At 43.1% G+C, this 13,014-nt stretch carries 15 protein-coding genes; 7 read left to right on the top strand and 8 right to left on the bottom strand.

Annotated features, from left to right (window positions below):
* Positions 1-12 precede the first annotated feature (12 nt).
* Positions 13-720 (bottom strand): MgtC/SapB family protein, encoded by a 708-nt coding sequence (locus BUC07_RS08220; protein WP_073168279.1) that lies wholly within the window; start codon positions 718-720, stop codon positions 13-15.
* A gap of 113 nt (positions 721-833) precedes the next feature.
* A complete protein-coding gene (locus tag BUC07_RS08215) occupies positions 834-1,304 on the bottom strand; it encodes a MaoC family dehydratase (protein WP_073168277.1) in 471 nt (156 codons plus the stop codon).
* A gap of 190 nt (positions 1,305-1,494) precedes the next feature.
* Here BUC07_RS08215 and BUC07_RS08210 point away from each other — a divergent pair, with 190 nt between their 5' ends.
* Positions 1,495-2,430: a DMT family transporter gene (locus BUC07_RS08210; protein WP_073168275.1), complete on the top strand. Its 936-nt coding sequence runs from the start codon at positions 1,495-1,497 to the stop codon at positions 2,428-2,430.
* A 19-nt stretch (positions 2,431-2,449) separates the two neighbouring features.
* Here the strand turns inward: BUC07_RS08210 and BUC07_RS08205 are convergent, their stop codons facing one another.
* Positions 2,450-3,280: a 3-keto-disaccharide hydrolase gene (locus BUC07_RS08205; protein ID WP_073168273.1), complete on the bottom strand. Its 831-nt coding sequence runs from the start codon at positions 3,278-3,280 to the stop codon at positions 2,450-2,452.
* Between the two features lie 82 nt (positions 3,281-3,362).
* Positions 3,363-5,327 (bottom strand): OmpA family protein, encoded by a 1,965-nt coding sequence (locus BUC07_RS08200; protein WP_083578168.1) that lies wholly within the window; start codon positions 5,325-5,327, stop codon positions 3,363-3,365.
* 128 nt (positions 5,328-5,455) lie between these two features.
* Here BUC07_RS08200 and BUC07_RS08195 point away from each other — a divergent pair, with 128 nt between their 5' ends.
* A complete protein-coding gene (locus tag BUC07_RS08195; protein ID WP_073168271.1) occupies positions 5,456-5,662 on the top strand; it encodes a hypothetical protein in 207 nt (68 codons plus the stop codon).
* 136 nt (positions 5,663-5,798) lie between these two features.
* On the opposite strand, the gene BUC07_RS08190 is transcribed toward BUC07_RS08195, so the two are convergent.
* Both BUC07_RS08190 and BUC07_RS08185 read right to left on the bottom strand, forming a co-directional pair.
* Positions 5,799-6,287 carry a PaaI family thioesterase gene (locus BUC07_RS08190; RefSeq protein WP_073168384.1) on the bottom strand — a complete coding sequence of 163 codons (489 nt, stop codon included), beginning with the start codon at positions 6,285-6,287 and terminating at the stop codon, positions 5,799-5,801.
* Between the two features lie 64 nt (positions 6,288-6,351).
* Entirely contained in the window at positions 6,352-7,170 is an 819-nt protein-coding gene (locus tag BUC07_RS08185; protein ID WP_073168269.1) for a prohibitin family protein, read from the bottom strand.
* Positions 7,171-7,425: 255 nt separating this feature from the next.
* Between BUC07_RS08185 and BUC07_RS08180 the strand changes: the two genes are divergently transcribed.
* The 5 genes from BUC07_RS08180 (at position 7,426) to BUC07_RS08155 (ending at position 11,896) form a co-directional block, all read left to right on the top strand.
* Positions 7,426-9,081 (top strand): BCCT family transporter, encoded by a 1,656-nt coding sequence (locus tag BUC07_RS08180; RefSeq protein ID WP_073168268.1) that lies wholly within the window; start codon positions 7,426-7,428, stop codon positions 9,079-9,081.
* 27 nt (positions 9,082-9,108) lie between these two features.
* The gene (locus BUC07_RS08175) at positions 9,109-10,029 is read left to right on the top strand and encodes a universal stress protein (protein ID WP_073168266.1); all 921 of its coding nucleotides are present in this window, start codon (positions 9,109-9,111) and stop codon (positions 10,027-10,029) included.
* Between the two features lie 19 nt (positions 10,030-10,048).
* Positions 10,049-10,930 (top strand): glycine betaine ABC transporter substrate-binding protein, encoded by an 882-nt coding sequence (locus tag BUC07_RS08170; protein WP_073168264.1) that lies wholly within the window; start codon positions 10,049-10,051, stop codon positions 10,928-10,930.
* A 370-nt stretch (positions 10,931-11,300) separates the two neighbouring features.
* Positions 11,301-11,489, top strand: coding sequence for a type II toxin-antitoxin system HicA family toxin (locus BUC07_RS08160; RefSeq protein WP_073168260.1), 189 nt, complete (start codon positions 11,301-11,303; stop codon positions 11,487-11,489).
* 11 nt (positions 11,490-11,500) lie between these two features.
* Positions 11,501-11,896, top strand: coding sequence for a helix-turn-helix transcriptional regulator (locus tag BUC07_RS08155; RefSeq protein WP_073168257.1), 396 nt, complete (start codon positions 11,501-11,503; stop codon positions 11,894-11,896).
* A gap of 127 nt (positions 11,897-12,023) precedes the next feature.
* Here BUC07_RS08155 and BUC07_RS21275 read toward each other — a convergent pair whose 3' ends face one another.
* Together BUC07_RS21275 and BUC07_RS21270 are read right to left on the bottom strand one after the other, a co-directional pair.
* The gene (locus BUC07_RS21275) at positions 12,024-12,338 is read right to left on the bottom strand and encodes a group II intron maturase-specific domain-containing protein (protein WP_073168255.1); all 315 of its coding nucleotides are present in this window, start codon (positions 12,336-12,338) and stop codon (positions 12,024-12,026) included.
* 23 nt (positions 12,339-12,361) lie between these two features.
* The gene (locus BUC07_RS21270) at positions 12,362-12,805 is read right to left on the bottom strand and encodes a reverse transcriptase domain-containing protein (RefSeq protein ID WP_073168254.1); all 444 of its coding nucleotides are present in this window, start codon (positions 12,803-12,805) and stop codon (positions 12,362-12,364) included.
* Positions 12,806-13,014: the final 209 nt, after the last annotated feature.

Raw genomic sequence — 13,014 nt, 5'->3', positions numbered from 1 at the left:
CACAGCCTGGTTTTACTGAATAATTTCCACCAAAACCGTAACAATTCCCGGCTCTTTTTCCAGCTCATCGGCCAGTTGTTGCACATTTAGAAAAGGGGTAACGCCAACCAGAAAGGTTATTTTGTCGGTTGCCTCGTGAACGTTTCGATCAAAACCTGTTGAGTTAATTTTTACATCAAATGTTTTAAAAATGTCTTTCAGCGCTTTCAGGTTGGTATGTTTCTTTTTGATAGTTACCTCAACTTTGCGGAGCGTGCGTTCTTTAAAGAAGCGTTTTTCGAAAAAATTCATAATGGTAAGCGCAAATAAAACCACCAAAACGCCAATTAAACTAATGGAATACATCCCGGCACCAACTGCCAGTCCAATGGCAGCCATTGCCCAGATAGAAGCTGCGGTTGTGAGGCCTTTCACATTTGCACCAAACTTTAAAATTGCACCACCACCCAGAAACCCGATTCCCGAAACCACCTGCGCAGCGATCCTGCCGGGATCCCCGTTTTGAAAATTAGCAAATGTTTGCGGAATAAAAATGGAAATGAGCATCACAATTGTGGCTCCAATGCTAATTAAAATGTGCGTGCGGAGCCCGGCAGGCTGGTTGTGCGTTTCGCGCTCGAGCCCCACAAGCATCCCCACAAAAAAGCTGAGCAGTAACCGCAGCGTTGCCGTTTGCCCGTTTATCTCGGTAGATTCTAATAGCTGATTGATAAACTCCATGTCGTTTACTTTTTTGATTATCTAAATTACAAAATAATACAGATATCAAAGAAGAATCACCAGTGCTTAATCTGTTTTGACTAATCCATTTGGGGAGAACCAAACAACACGATTTAATTATTATCGAAGTGATACAGAAATGTAACCAGCGCATCGTAAGCCGGTTTTTTCTGTCCCTCGATTTCAACCACAATTTTGACCTGAATTTTTGCTATGCCGCGCAGGTTGCGGATATTATTGAGTGAAACCCGGGCCCTGATTTTATCATTCACCAAAACCGGTTGCTGAAAGCGCAAATTCTCGATTCCGTAGTTCACAATCATTTTCACATTTCGCACATCAACAATGGAATACCACAAATAGGTAAGCATTGAAACCGTTAAATAGCCATGGGCAATGGTGCTTTTAAAGGGTGATTCTTTGGCTGCCCGCTTCGGGTCGGTATGTATCCACTGATAGTCGAGGGTGGCATCGGCGAATTTATCGATTTGGTCCTGGGTAATTTCAACGTATTCTGAAACACCAATTTCTTTTCCCAGGTAGGCTTCAAACTCTTCGTAATTATTGATTATTGTTTTTCCCATGAAATTTTGATTTAATGGCATACAAAATAAGGATTTATTTTCCGTAAAGCAGAATTTAGGAGGGTAACAAATAATCAAAAATTAAAACTACGGCAGTTAACAACCGAATATTAAGACTGGCTGTTCCAATTTTAAATAGTAAACTTCCTTTCAGAATAAATTCACACCTTTGCACACATTTTTCAGAAGTATGAAAAACTTTTTACAAAGCACAACATTTCTGGCCATTCTGGCATGCTGGCTCTGGTCAACAGCTTTTACCGGTGTTAAAATCGGGTTGGAGTACCACACCCCTTTCCAGTTTGCCGGCATTCGGTTTTTCCTTGCCGGATTGCTTATTTTTATTCTGTGGGGAAAATGGACCCGCTTTTTCAGGGCAGTAAAAGCGCACTACAAATTTATAATTCTGCTGGCCCTGGTACAGGTATTTGCGCAGTATGCACTATTTTACAGCGGGCTCGATCTCATTCCGGGTTCGCTGGGCGCAATGATTATTGGCTCATCACCATTGTTTGTGGCCATTGTGGCGCATTACGCGTTTAACAACGATAAAATGACCCCACTCAAAACAATCAGCATAGCTATAGGTGTTGCAGGAATTGCCATTATCACACTTGGCCGGACAAAAGTGGAATTGAAGGGGGAATATGAATTGCTGGGAATTTCATTGCTGCTAATTAACAACCTGGTGGCCGGATATGCCAATGTGATGGTTTCGAAAAGCCCGAAAACGGTGCCCCCCATGATTTTAAGTTCTACCTCGCTTATGATTGGCGGGCTGCTGCTTTTTCTTGTTTCCATTCCGGTTGAAGGCATTAATTTCGGCCCGTTTCCGGCTGAATATTACGGGGCACTTGCATGGCTGAGTTTCTTGTCGGCTGCTGCCATTTCAATTTGGTACACGCTTTTAAGACGACCGGGTGTAAAAGTTTCCATCCTGAATGTATGGAAATTTCTGATTCCGGTGTCGGGTGCTATTCTCAGCTGGATTATCCTTGAAAACGAAAGCCCTGATTTTCATTCCATTCTCGGCATGGTTGTAATTGCCATCTCGTTGCTTGCACTGAATTATGCCAACCGTCGCGAAACAAAAAACCGGCTCCGCAACACGAAACCGGTTCAGTAACGAATATTTATGAATTGATTTATTCTTCAATTACCAGCAATTCAATTTTGCGGAAATCAGTCGGGTGGCTTTCGGCCTGAATTGAAATGGTTCCTTTCGAAAGTATTTTGTTGCCGTCTTCGGGAAGCAGCTTTTCGTAGTATTGATCCCGCTGATCGAGTTGTGGCTGTTCGTAGCTCATCACCTCTTCGCCTTCCACAAAATGACGCCATACTTCGCCTCCCCTTACTTCCACTTCAACAGTAACCCACTGGTCGCCGTAATAGGTTTCCGAGTCCGATGTAATACAGTGGTCTTCGAGCAAAACACCATCCAGCACAATATTGGTTCCGGGTGTACAAACATTCATGGTAGAACGCTCGTCGGTGCCGTCTCCACCCAAAAGCTGCACCTCAACAGAAACCGGAAAATCCTGATCAACTTCCATTGTTTCGGCAGGCTGGCCATGGAGCATTAATCCGTTGTTGCGAAATGCCCAGCCCGGGCCGCCGGCTACCTGGTCGTCAACAAAGCGGTATTCAACCCGCAGGCGATAGTGCGAAAATTCATCTTTGTAAAACAAATGGCCGAACTGGCCGCCCCACTCGTCCCATTCGTCGTAACGTACCCGCAGCAGGCCGTCTTCAACCCTGAAGGTGTTGTTGAAATTTTCGCCTAACTCGTAGCCGGTAAATTTAACCTGCCAGTCGTTCAGGTCTTCGCCGTTAAACAACTGAATCCAGTTTTCTTCGGTGGCAGTTTGTGCCGATTTTTCATCGTTTTGTTGAGAGTTTGATTTTGAGCCGCATGCAGTGGCCACTGCAACCAAAGCAACAAACAAGGTTTTTGTCAGTAAGTGATTTGTCCGCATTTTAATTATTTATTTAATTGATTTATTGAATCCGTTTATGAAAAGTAAAGGTAAAAATAAATCTGATTTACCAGAAGCAGTGTCAATTTTCATTTTCCAGCACTTTTATGGTTGTCCGGCGGTTCATTCGGCGGCCCTCCGGCGTTTCATTGGTGGCAACGGGGCGATCTTCGCCATACCCTGCAGTACTTAAACGCGTTGATTTTATTCCGTGTGCTGTTAAATAACCGGCTACTGATTTTGCCCTCTGTTCCGATAGCTCCTGATTATTTTCTTTCTGTCCGGTGTTATCAGTGTGCCCCTGAATTTCAACTTTCAGGCCTGGGTTATTTTTTAAAAATTCAACCAGCTTCATCAATTCAGGCTCCGATTCGGGCAAAATTGTAAATGAATCGGTTTCAAAATAAATATTGTATAAATTCATTTCGGCACCAACCTGCACGGGTGTCAGTTCAATCGTTAGCTCATAAGGATCGTAAACCTGATGCGATTCGGTCAATTCAAAGGCATCAGAATAAAACAGGTACCCTTCCCGTGAAACCGAAAAACTGTAATCGGCTCCTGAAGGCAAACAAAGCAACATTTCGCCGTTGTTATCAGTTTCTTCATTTCTCGCAGGCTGCTCTTTATTTGTGAGGTTTACCAGTTCAACTTTTGCTGTTACCGGGTTCCCCGAAATAGCATCTACAACGGTAGCATGAACATAAGTTGCCGGCTCGGGCTGAATGGATTCGTCGAGTGTGAAAGAATAAATATCGAGTCCGGATTTTTCATTTCTTTCCGAAGAAAAATAGGCAGTTTGTCCGTCGGTACTTACAAACAAACCTTGTTCGTTATTAAAGGTATTGACCGGATAGCCAAGATTTTGAGCCACGGAAAATACCGAGTCGTTTTTAATGGTGGACATAAACAGGTCGAAGCCCCCCATCCCGGTGTGGTAGTCGGAAGCAAAATAAAACGACTTGTTGCCGGCATGAATAAACGGCGAAGTTTCGTTTCCGGGAGTATTTATACTGTCGCCGGGATTCCATGGTTCGTCCCATTTCAGCAGGCCGTTTTCATCAACACCCGCAATTTCGGCTCGCCAGATATCTTTTTCTCCTTTTCCGCCAGGGCGATTGCTTGTAAAATAAAGAGTTCGCCCGTCAGAAGAAACAGAAGGCTGCGCTTCCCAGTGTTTTGTGTTCAGTGGCGGACCGGCATTTATCGGGCGGCTCCATTTGCTGTTTTTCCTGAATGAATAATAAATATCGCAGCTGCCCATTCCGCCGGAGCGGTTGCAGGCAGTAAAAAAGAGGATTGAGCCATCGGCCGATAAACTCTGCGCCCCTTCGTTTTCGGGTGTGTTCAAATCTGCCATCGCTTCTGCCTGCTCCCAGCCATCGGGGCCAAATTCTGAGATATAAAAATCTTCCTGCGGCAATTGTCCGGGAGTTTTTACCAGACGTGTTACCACCAGCTTTTTGCCGTCGATGCTCAGGCTGGGCCAGTATTCGTCAAAAACAGAATTGAGGGCATCGGGCAACCGGCGGGGTTGGAATTCCACCGGGTTTTCAATGGCGTCGAGCGCAAAAAGGCAATTCTCAATTTTCCGTTCTACCTCAACGGTCCTCGATGACTCCTTGTTGGCAAGGTCAGAATATTTTTGGTAAGCAACAAGTGCATCAGAATATTGCCCTACAGAAAAATGCACCTCCCCCAAACGAAAATACACGAGTTGATTTTTCACCAGGCCAGCGGCTTTTTGCAAATGCAAAATCTCCTTGTCTGAATTTTGCGTTTCCCGGTAAATATCGGCCAGCATGAGGTGGGCATCAACATAAGAAGAGTCACGCTGTAAAATCCGCTCACAATAGTCGATTGCCGGTTCAAATGATTGTTGCTGGAAATACTGCCTGGCTTGTAAAAACCAACGTTCGGATCTGCGGTCGTTCTGGGCAAAAACAAAATTTGTGCACACCAACAGCATTATAACCACACCCAGAATCTGTTTTATTTTTGCACTCAGGACCCAATAAACAGGTTTGTTTCTTAGCGCCTTGCCCATTTTTCATTCACTATTTAAAAACAATTTAAAAAAGACATTGAATTGTTTTTTGTATTTATTTTTTTTCCTAATTTGCCCTTGAAAACTTAAATAATTTAAATGTTTTATTTTTTTGAACATATCCTGAAATGAAACGGAAAGTAAACAAAAAAAATTTCAACGAAGTGGACAACTTCGACAGAAAAGTAAAAAAGAAATCGCTTAAAAGAGAAAAAAGCTCCAAAAAGAGGCTTTCAATTTACGATGAATTCGATGATGAGGATCTCGATGATTATTCTTACAGCAAACCCTATGACTTTGACGACGATGAAGACGAAGAAGATTTTAATGATTAACCTATAAGCAAAAATTCCTGTTTACATATTGGCATTTTCCCCTCACCTCTCCCTGAAGTGCTTAATTTATGCTTTGTCATAAATGCTATGGGCATTCTCAAAAGAAACCGGTGAAAACCCTTAAAAAACATTCACTTTATTCACCGGTATTAAAAGCCTCGGCACCAGGATAATTGTATTTTGCCCGTGCTATTTTCTCCGGAAAAATGAAGTAAGTGACATTAGCGCTGGCGCAGGGTTTGTTATTGCCATCGTAAAGGGTACATTCCAGCATTGCCGTTCGTTTTTCTGTTGATACCAGTTGGCCCCTCACAGTAACAGGTCCTTTTGAAATGTAAACCGGCTTGTTGTAACTGACATTCAAATTGGTAGTGACACCGGCTGTTTTAAGCTTTACAAAAACCACCCAGGCAGCGACTTCATCCAGCAGTGTGGCCTGAATACCTCCGTGCAACACATCAATCCAGCCTTCAAACTGATGGCGGGGGGTCCATTTGGCTACCACCTCATCATCATCTTCCCAAAAATCCAGGTGCAAACCAATATCGTTGGCAGGCGAGCAGCCAAAACAGTTGTACTCTCCTTTACCGGCCATTTCGGCAAAAGGATTGGAAATTTTTCTCATTCCGGTTGATTTTAAAAGAAAAAAGGCCGGTAAAAACCAGCCTTTATTCAAGTTTATTTCATTTCTAATTATTTCCCAAAATCAGCGGTAAGCCATCATCGCTGCTTCCAATTATAACAATTTTGGCATTTTGCGATTCAGCCAGTTCGAGTGTAGCCTCAATACCTCTCTGTTTCAAAATATTGTCAGTTAAACTATTGCTGATAATTTCGTTATAATTTGAAATACCTTCTGCCTCAATACGTTTCCTTTCAGCTTCCGACTCTTCACTCTGTAAACGGAATTCGTAGGCACGGGCTTCCTGTTCCTGTTTCAGCTTGTTTTCAATGGCGTTTTTAATTTGATCGGGTAAATTAATCGACCGGATAAGCAGGGCACGCATATCAATATAGTTTGCATCTAATACTTCTTCGGTTTCTGTTTTAATGGCAGTTTCCACTTCCGCGCGTTTGGTTGAATATATTTCTTCGGCAGTATAACGCCCTGCAACCTGCCGCACTGTGGAACGCACCTCGGGGATGACCAGCACATTTATGTAGTTGATCCCAAACTGCTGGTAAAGTTCTCCGATATCCTGGTAAACGGGATTAAAACGTACTGTAATATCCATGTTAATAGATAATCCGTTTTTATCCAGCACATCCATGGGTTCATCACGTTGCTGCTCGCGAACATTATAAACGTACATTTTATTCCAGGGTGCAATGATATGGAAACCTTCGCCATAGATATTTTCTTTGTCGAGCCCGGTGGTGTACGGACGGAAAACAACACCTCGTTCACCCGCGTCGATTATTAAAAACATGCGGCCGCCGAATAATAAAAGCACCAACAGAACAACCACAATCACAACGATGTAAGATGTTTTAAAGTTGAATTTCATTTTTTAACCATTTTTAAATTTACACAAATGTAACAAGTTTGCGGTTTATGGTAAACAAATCAATTCATTATTTAGATGAAAAGTTATCCGGGATGACAGGAATGACTTCTGTTTTGTGATTTGTATTGCTTGTTAAAAACAGATTTTCATGGCCAGAAAATGAGGATTCCCAATCGTTCAATTTGATTTATACAAAATTTCGAATAACTTTATAATAATTTTAACAAGAGGAGCTTACTTGATAAAATCAAATTTATGACAGAAAAAAACAAGACCCATCACGACAGTGAGGCCCACCTGAAAAGCAATAAAAAATATTTTGATGTTGATGCTCCGGTTTTTTGGCCGTCGGCGATTTTAATTGTTGCATTCATTGCAATAACCCTCATTGTGGGAGAACCAATGGACAAAGTATTCGCCTCCATTCAATCAAGTATTTCAAATTTTGGCGGATGGTTTTTTATACTGTGTGTCAACATATTTCTGTTTTTTGTGATCTACATTGCATTCAGCAAATTCGGGCAAATTCGTTTGGGAGGCCCCAAAGCCAAGCCAGAATTTTCCACAGCTGCCTGGTTCGCCATGTTGTTCAGCGCCGGAATGGGGATTGGTATTTTGTTCTGGAGTGTTGGTGAACCCATCAACCACTTTATTAACCCGCCCAATGCTGAACCACGAACCATTGAAGCAGCCCGCGGGGCCATGGAAATTACTTTTCTGCACTGGGGCTTGCACGCCTGGGGTATTTATGCGCTGGTGGGAATGGCGCTGGCATTTTTTACCTTCAATAAAAAATTGCCACTCACCATCAGCTCGGTTTTTTACCCTTTGCTGGGCGAAAAAGTACACGGCCCATGGGGAAAAGTTATTAATGTTCTGGCAGTTGTTGCCACGCTTTTTGGGCTGGCCACCTCCCTGGGACTGGGTGTTCAACAGGTTAGTGCCGGGTTGGCCCACCTGTTCAATCTGCCCGACAATATAACTTCGCAGGTGATACTGATTACACTTATCACATTTGCAGCTACCGGCTCGGTTGTAGCCGGGCTGAGTGGTGGTGTAAAACGGTTAAGTCAGCTGAATATGTATGTTGGGGCTATTTTCCTTCTGTTTATGCTGATTGTTGGCCCGTCAATTTTCATATTCGATTCCTTTATTCAGAACCTGGGAAGCTATGTGCAAAACTTTTTCCAGCTCTCCTCGTGGACCGAAACCTACAAACAGTCGGATTGGCAGAGCGACTGGACCGTTTTCTACTGGGCCTGGTGGGTCAGCTGGTCGCCTTTTGTGGGCATGTTTATCGCCCGTATTTCGCGGGGCCGTACACTCAAAGAGTTTGTGCTTGGTGTACTTATTGTACCCACTCTACTCACCTTCCTGTGGTTATCGGCCTTTGGCGGCAGTGCCATTTTTCTCGAGCTCAATTCAATGGCAGATGTGGCCACTGCAGTAACCGATAATGTGGCCACATCACTTTATGTGCTGCTCGAGCAATTCCCCATTTCTATTGTAACATCAACCGTTGGGGTGATACTGGTAATCAGCTTTTTTGTGACCTCGTCCGACTCCGGCTCACTGGTTGTTGACTCGCTGACTGCCGGCGGAAAACTCGATGCCCCGGTGCCCCAGCGTATATTCTGGGCGCTTACCGAAGGAGCTGTTGCGGCAGTTTTGTTGGTTGGCGGTGGATTAGGTGCGTTGCAAACAGCAGCCATTTCTACAGGCCTGCCTTTTGCAATAATTCTGATAATTTTGATGTACAGCCTGCTGAAAGGGCTTAAAAAAGAACATGCAGGAATTATGGAAACCAAACGCGATGTTGAACGTAAACAATATCTTGATACACTAACTCGTATGCTTCAAAAACGCGAACAGGCAAGAACACCGAAAAATGAAAATAAGAAAGGAAAGTAATTGCGGATCTAATAAAAAATTAATGCTATGTACCAACTCGATAATATATTAGTTTGTCTCGACTTGAGCGACATGGACGATTCCCTCATCCGTTACAGTAACTACCTGGTTGAAAAATTCAAACCAACAACTGTTACTTTTTTGCATGTCATGAAATCGTATGACATACCGGAAGAGATTATCAGCGCCTTCCCGCATCTCAACGAGCCGATTTCAGAAGTGGTAAAAGAAGAACTTACGGAAAAAATCAATGAGCTTTTTAAACACGATAAAACCACCAAAACCATTATCAGTGTAAAAGAAGGCACCACAACCGATACCATAGTGCGATATGCACGCGAGCAAAACATTACCCTCACGCTGATGGGTAAAAAAATTGGCTACGAAGGCCAGGGAGGTATCGTACGCAAAGTGCTGAATATCGTACCCTCATCAGTTTTGCTGATAAGCGAAACCTCGCAACCGAAGATGGATCACCTGATGGTACGGATGGATTTCTCGAAAATGAGTGCTATGGCCTTGCGAATGGCTATACGCATGAAAGAATCTACCGGGGCCAAAATATCGTGTCACCACGTTTACAAGCTGCCACTGAAATATTTTCCGCAAAGCTCACCGAAAAATGATAAAAAACTGATGGAACATGTTGAGAGGCACAGCAAAAAAGAGTACGCTAAATTTATAAAGAAAAACAAACTGGAAAGGGAGGAGATCCCCTGCACCAATTCGCTCGATCCGGAAAACGAGGAAGCCAATATTCTTTACAGGCAGGCTTTAACAATTGGAGCCGATCTCATCCTGATAGGGTCGAAAATTAAGTCGGAGATGGCTGAAATACTCATCGATTCCACTTCGGAAAAGCTGGCCGCTGCCGATAAAAACATCCCGGCATTTATTGTGAAAGACAGAAAACAAACCATGGGGTTCCTGAAAGCCCTGTTCAAATAAAAATAAAATAATTGACACCATGAACCGAAAGACATTGTTAAAATATTCCGTTTCATTTTTTACAGCTCTGCTTCTTGCCACGGCATGCACCACAAAACCTGCCGATGAAGAGGACCGCACGCTGCGCATTGTTTATACCGACTGGTCGGAAAGTGTTGCCATCACCCATCTTTCAGCGGTTTTGCTCGAGGAGGAAATGGACTACAAAGTTATCCTGAAACTAACTGATGTTGAAAGCGCCTACCAGAATATTGGTTCGGGCGAATTTGACGTTTTTGCTGATGCCTGGTTACCTGAAACCCACAGGCAGTACATTGATGCACATGATGGCAAAATTGAAGAATTGGGAATCATTTATCCCGAGGCCCGCACCGGGTTGGTGGTTCCTGAATACAGTCAGCTTCAATCCATTGCCGACCTGAAAAATTACCCACACCCCATTGTAGGCATCGACGAAGGAGCCGGCGTAATGCAAAAAACCCACCTGGCCATTGAAAATTACACATTGCCCAATGTTCTTCTCAACCTCTCGGAGGATGAAATGACTCAGCAATTCGAAGATTCCATTAAAAGAAGGAACGAAGTGGTTATTACAGGCTGGGAGCCACACTGGATTTTTGCCCGTTATGAAGTCCGTTTTCTGGCAGATCCCGACAACATTTTTGGTGAAAAAGAAAAAATTTACAGCGTGGGCCGCACAGGCCTCAATAAAGATCATCCGCATGCCGTACGTTTTTTTGAACGCATGCAGCTCTCAGAAAAACAGCTGAACAGCTTGGTTTACCACATCCGGCTGACCGATGACCCCAAAATAGGAGTAAAAAACTGGATGAAAGAAAATGAATACATTGTAAACCAGTGGGTGAAAAACCTGAAACCCGAACGAAAAAAAATAATGTAGAAACCGGAAGTCCGAGAGTTTTTCTCCGGCATTTCTTTGTTTACCACCGGCAAGCAAATCGAACTGCTAACCGGGTAGGTGAATTCTATTTCAATTTTACATCTCTTTTCCACCGAAATGAAATAAAAGTGGCAAACCACTACTGGGTGGAGCGGATTCCGATCCGCTCATTAGTTGAATATTAATCCAATTTTTCATCCCTGCCCGGCGAGATTTCATAAAGACGGGAAACCACAACACATAACGCAAAGCAACCGGAGAAGCCCATGTTATAGCCAATGTTGAAGAAGAGAAAAATTCCTGCAATTATTTTATTGCTAAAAGTAAATTATTATTTACCTTTGGGTGTGGTTTAGAAAAATTTAATTACATGAAATGTTCCGAATTATTCCGAATCTTGAAAAAAGATGGCTGGTATCCAGTTTCACAAAAAGGGTCGCATGTTAAATTGAAACATGACCAAAAAGAAGGAATAATAATTTTTCCAAATCATGGAAGTCAAGAATTAGGAAAAGGACTTGAGAAAAAAATTATGAGAGATGCAGGAATTAAACATTAAAAACAGGAACTATGAAAACGTTTAAGAAAAAAATTAAAATAATAGTTGAAAAAACTAAAACTGGATTTTCAGCATATTCCGAAGAATATCCAATATTTACTACTGGCAGAACTATTCCTGAATTAATAAATAATGCACTTGAAGCAACTCAATTAAATTTTGAAGAAGAATTTGAAATTACTCATGAGAATTTAAAATTTGAAATTGACTTTGCTCAATTCTTTCAATATTATAAAGTGCTGAATTCAAAATTTCTTGCAGAAAAAATTGGAATGAACCCAACATTATTATCTCAATATGTTCAAGGACATAAAAAGCCATCGGAAAACCAAACTGAAAAAATATTAAGTGGAATTCATCAAATTGGACAGGAATTATCTGAAATGAATTTGATTTATAAAAGCTAAAACAAAGGCTATAATCGAGTAGATGGCCGGTGAGCTAAAAGCCCACCGGAGCACCTCTTGGCATAGCCATCCCTTCGGGGCACACCACCGTGCGTACGGGTCTCGTACACGGCGGTTCGTTAAGTCGTCAGGAATATCCAAGAGACAATTTTCCGTCCCATTTAACGGGTTTAATTTGATTGTAGAGTTCCAGCAATGGAACATAACCTCGTTTCTTCAACCGTTCAACTGTGATAGTAGTTCCAAGGATGGGGCTTTGGGCAATTTTCCAGCCACCCATTCGCGAACGACTCCACTGCCAGGCTTTCGCTGGCTCAACTCCTAACCGAATCAGGTTTTTCCTTTTCCGTTCGGGCTTTTTCCAGTGATGCCAAATGCAGTAGCGGAGCCGGTTTCGCACCCAGCCGTCCAGTTCATTGAGTTTGTTTTGAATGCTTGCCATACGGACCGCGTGTCGCTGAAGCTTTAGCGGAGGCACAAAGCATTTATCCATCCGCGCTGGACTTCTCCCAGCTTTTGGATGCGCTCGTCAAAACTCATTGGCGTGGTTTTCCGGGTGATGGTTTTCAACTTTTGTTTCAGCTTTTCCCAGCCTTTTTTTGCTACTACCAGTTGATACTTGCCGCGTTCGCCTTTCCGGTAGGTTGGCACAAAACCAAACCCCAAAACAGTAAATTGTACCGGTTGGCGAATACCACTTTTCTCTCTGTTGATAGGTAACTTCAGTTTCCGTTTCAGAAAACGGTAAATGTTGTTTCCCACCTTTCGGGCGCTTGCCTTGGTCTTCAGGTAAATACTGAAGTCGTCGGCATAGCGGATAAACCGCAGCCCCTGTCTTTCCAGTTCCCTATCCAGTTCGTTTAAAACGATGTTGAACAGCAACGGGCTCAGCGGGCTGCCCTGTGGCACGCCTTTCCGCCATTTGACCAGCTTCCCCTTTATTTGAATCGGGGCGCGCAGCCATTTGCGAAGTTCGTGGTATGTCGTCCACTGGATTCTCGCATCATCGTTCCGTCCTGTCGGACAGGAACGAGCTCCGAAATCCGCAACGACAACTTACAAGTGAATGTTATGTTTCATCTTTAAAACCAAGGGGTTAAAAACAGCCACGATTACGG

Source organism: Tangfeifania diversioriginum (genome assembly GCF_900141875.1).
In the GTDB taxonomy this organism is placed as follows: domain Bacteria; phylum Bacteroidota; class Bacteroidia; order Bacteroidales; family Prolixibacteraceae; genus Tangfeifania; species Tangfeifania diversioriginum.
Note: the sequence above shows the minus strand (reverse complement) of the source record. Positions and strands in the feature narration are given on the sequence as shown.

Bases quoted from the DNA above. Each gene is read 5' to 3' on its own strand.
- BUC07_RS08220 (WP_073168279.1), bottom strand. From the start codon at position 720: ATGGAGTTTATCAATCAGCTATTAGAATCTACCGAGATAAACGGGCAA.
- BUC07_RS08215 (WP_073168277.1), bottom strand. From the start codon at position 1,304: ATGGGAAAAACAATAATCAATAATTACGAAGAGTTTGAAGCCTACCTG.
- BUC07_RS08210 (WP_073168275.1), top strand. From the start codon at position 1,495: ATGAAAAACTTTTTACAAAGCACAACATTTCTGGCCATTCTGGCATGC.
- BUC07_RS08205 (WP_073168273.1), bottom strand. From the start codon at position 3,280: ATGCGGACAAATCACTTACTGACAAAAACCTTGTTTGTTGCTTTGGTT.
- BUC07_RS08200 (WP_083578168.1), bottom strand. From the start codon at position 5,327: ATGGGCAAGGCGCTAAGAAACAAACCTGTTTATTGGGTCCTGAGTGCA.
- BUC07_RS08195 (WP_073168271.1), top strand. From the start codon at position 5,456: ATGAAACGGAAAGTAAACAAAAAAAATTTCAACGAAGTGGACAACTTC.
- BUC07_RS08190 (WP_073168384.1), bottom strand. From the start codon at position 6,287: ATGAGAAAAATTTCCAATCCTTTTGCCGAAATGGCCGGTAAAGGAGAG.
- BUC07_RS08185 (WP_073168269.1), bottom strand. From the start codon at position 7,170: ATGAAATTCAACTTTAAAACATCTTACATCGTTGTGATTGTGGTTGTT.
- BUC07_RS08180 (WP_073168268.1), top strand. From the start codon at position 7,426: ATGACAGAAAAAAACAAGACCCATCACGACAGTGAGGCCCACCTGAAA.
- BUC07_RS08175 (WP_073168266.1), top strand. From the start codon at position 9,109: ATGTACCAACTCGATAATATATTAGTTTGTCTCGACTTGAGCGACATG.
- BUC07_RS08170 (WP_073168264.1), top strand. From the start codon at position 10,049: ATGAACCGAAAGACATTGTTAAAATATTCCGTTTCATTTTTTACAGCT.
- BUC07_RS08160 (WP_073168260.1), top strand. From the start codon at position 11,301: ATGAAATGTTCCGAATTATTCCGAATCTTGAAAAAAGATGGCTGGTAT.
- BUC07_RS08155 (WP_073168257.1), top strand. From the start codon at position 11,501: ATGAAAACGTTTAAGAAAAAAATTAAAATAATAGTTGAAAAAACTAAA.
- BUC07_RS21275 (WP_073168255.1), bottom strand. From the start codon at position 12,338: ATGGCAAGCATTCAAAACAAACTCAATGAACTGGACGGCTGGGTGCGA.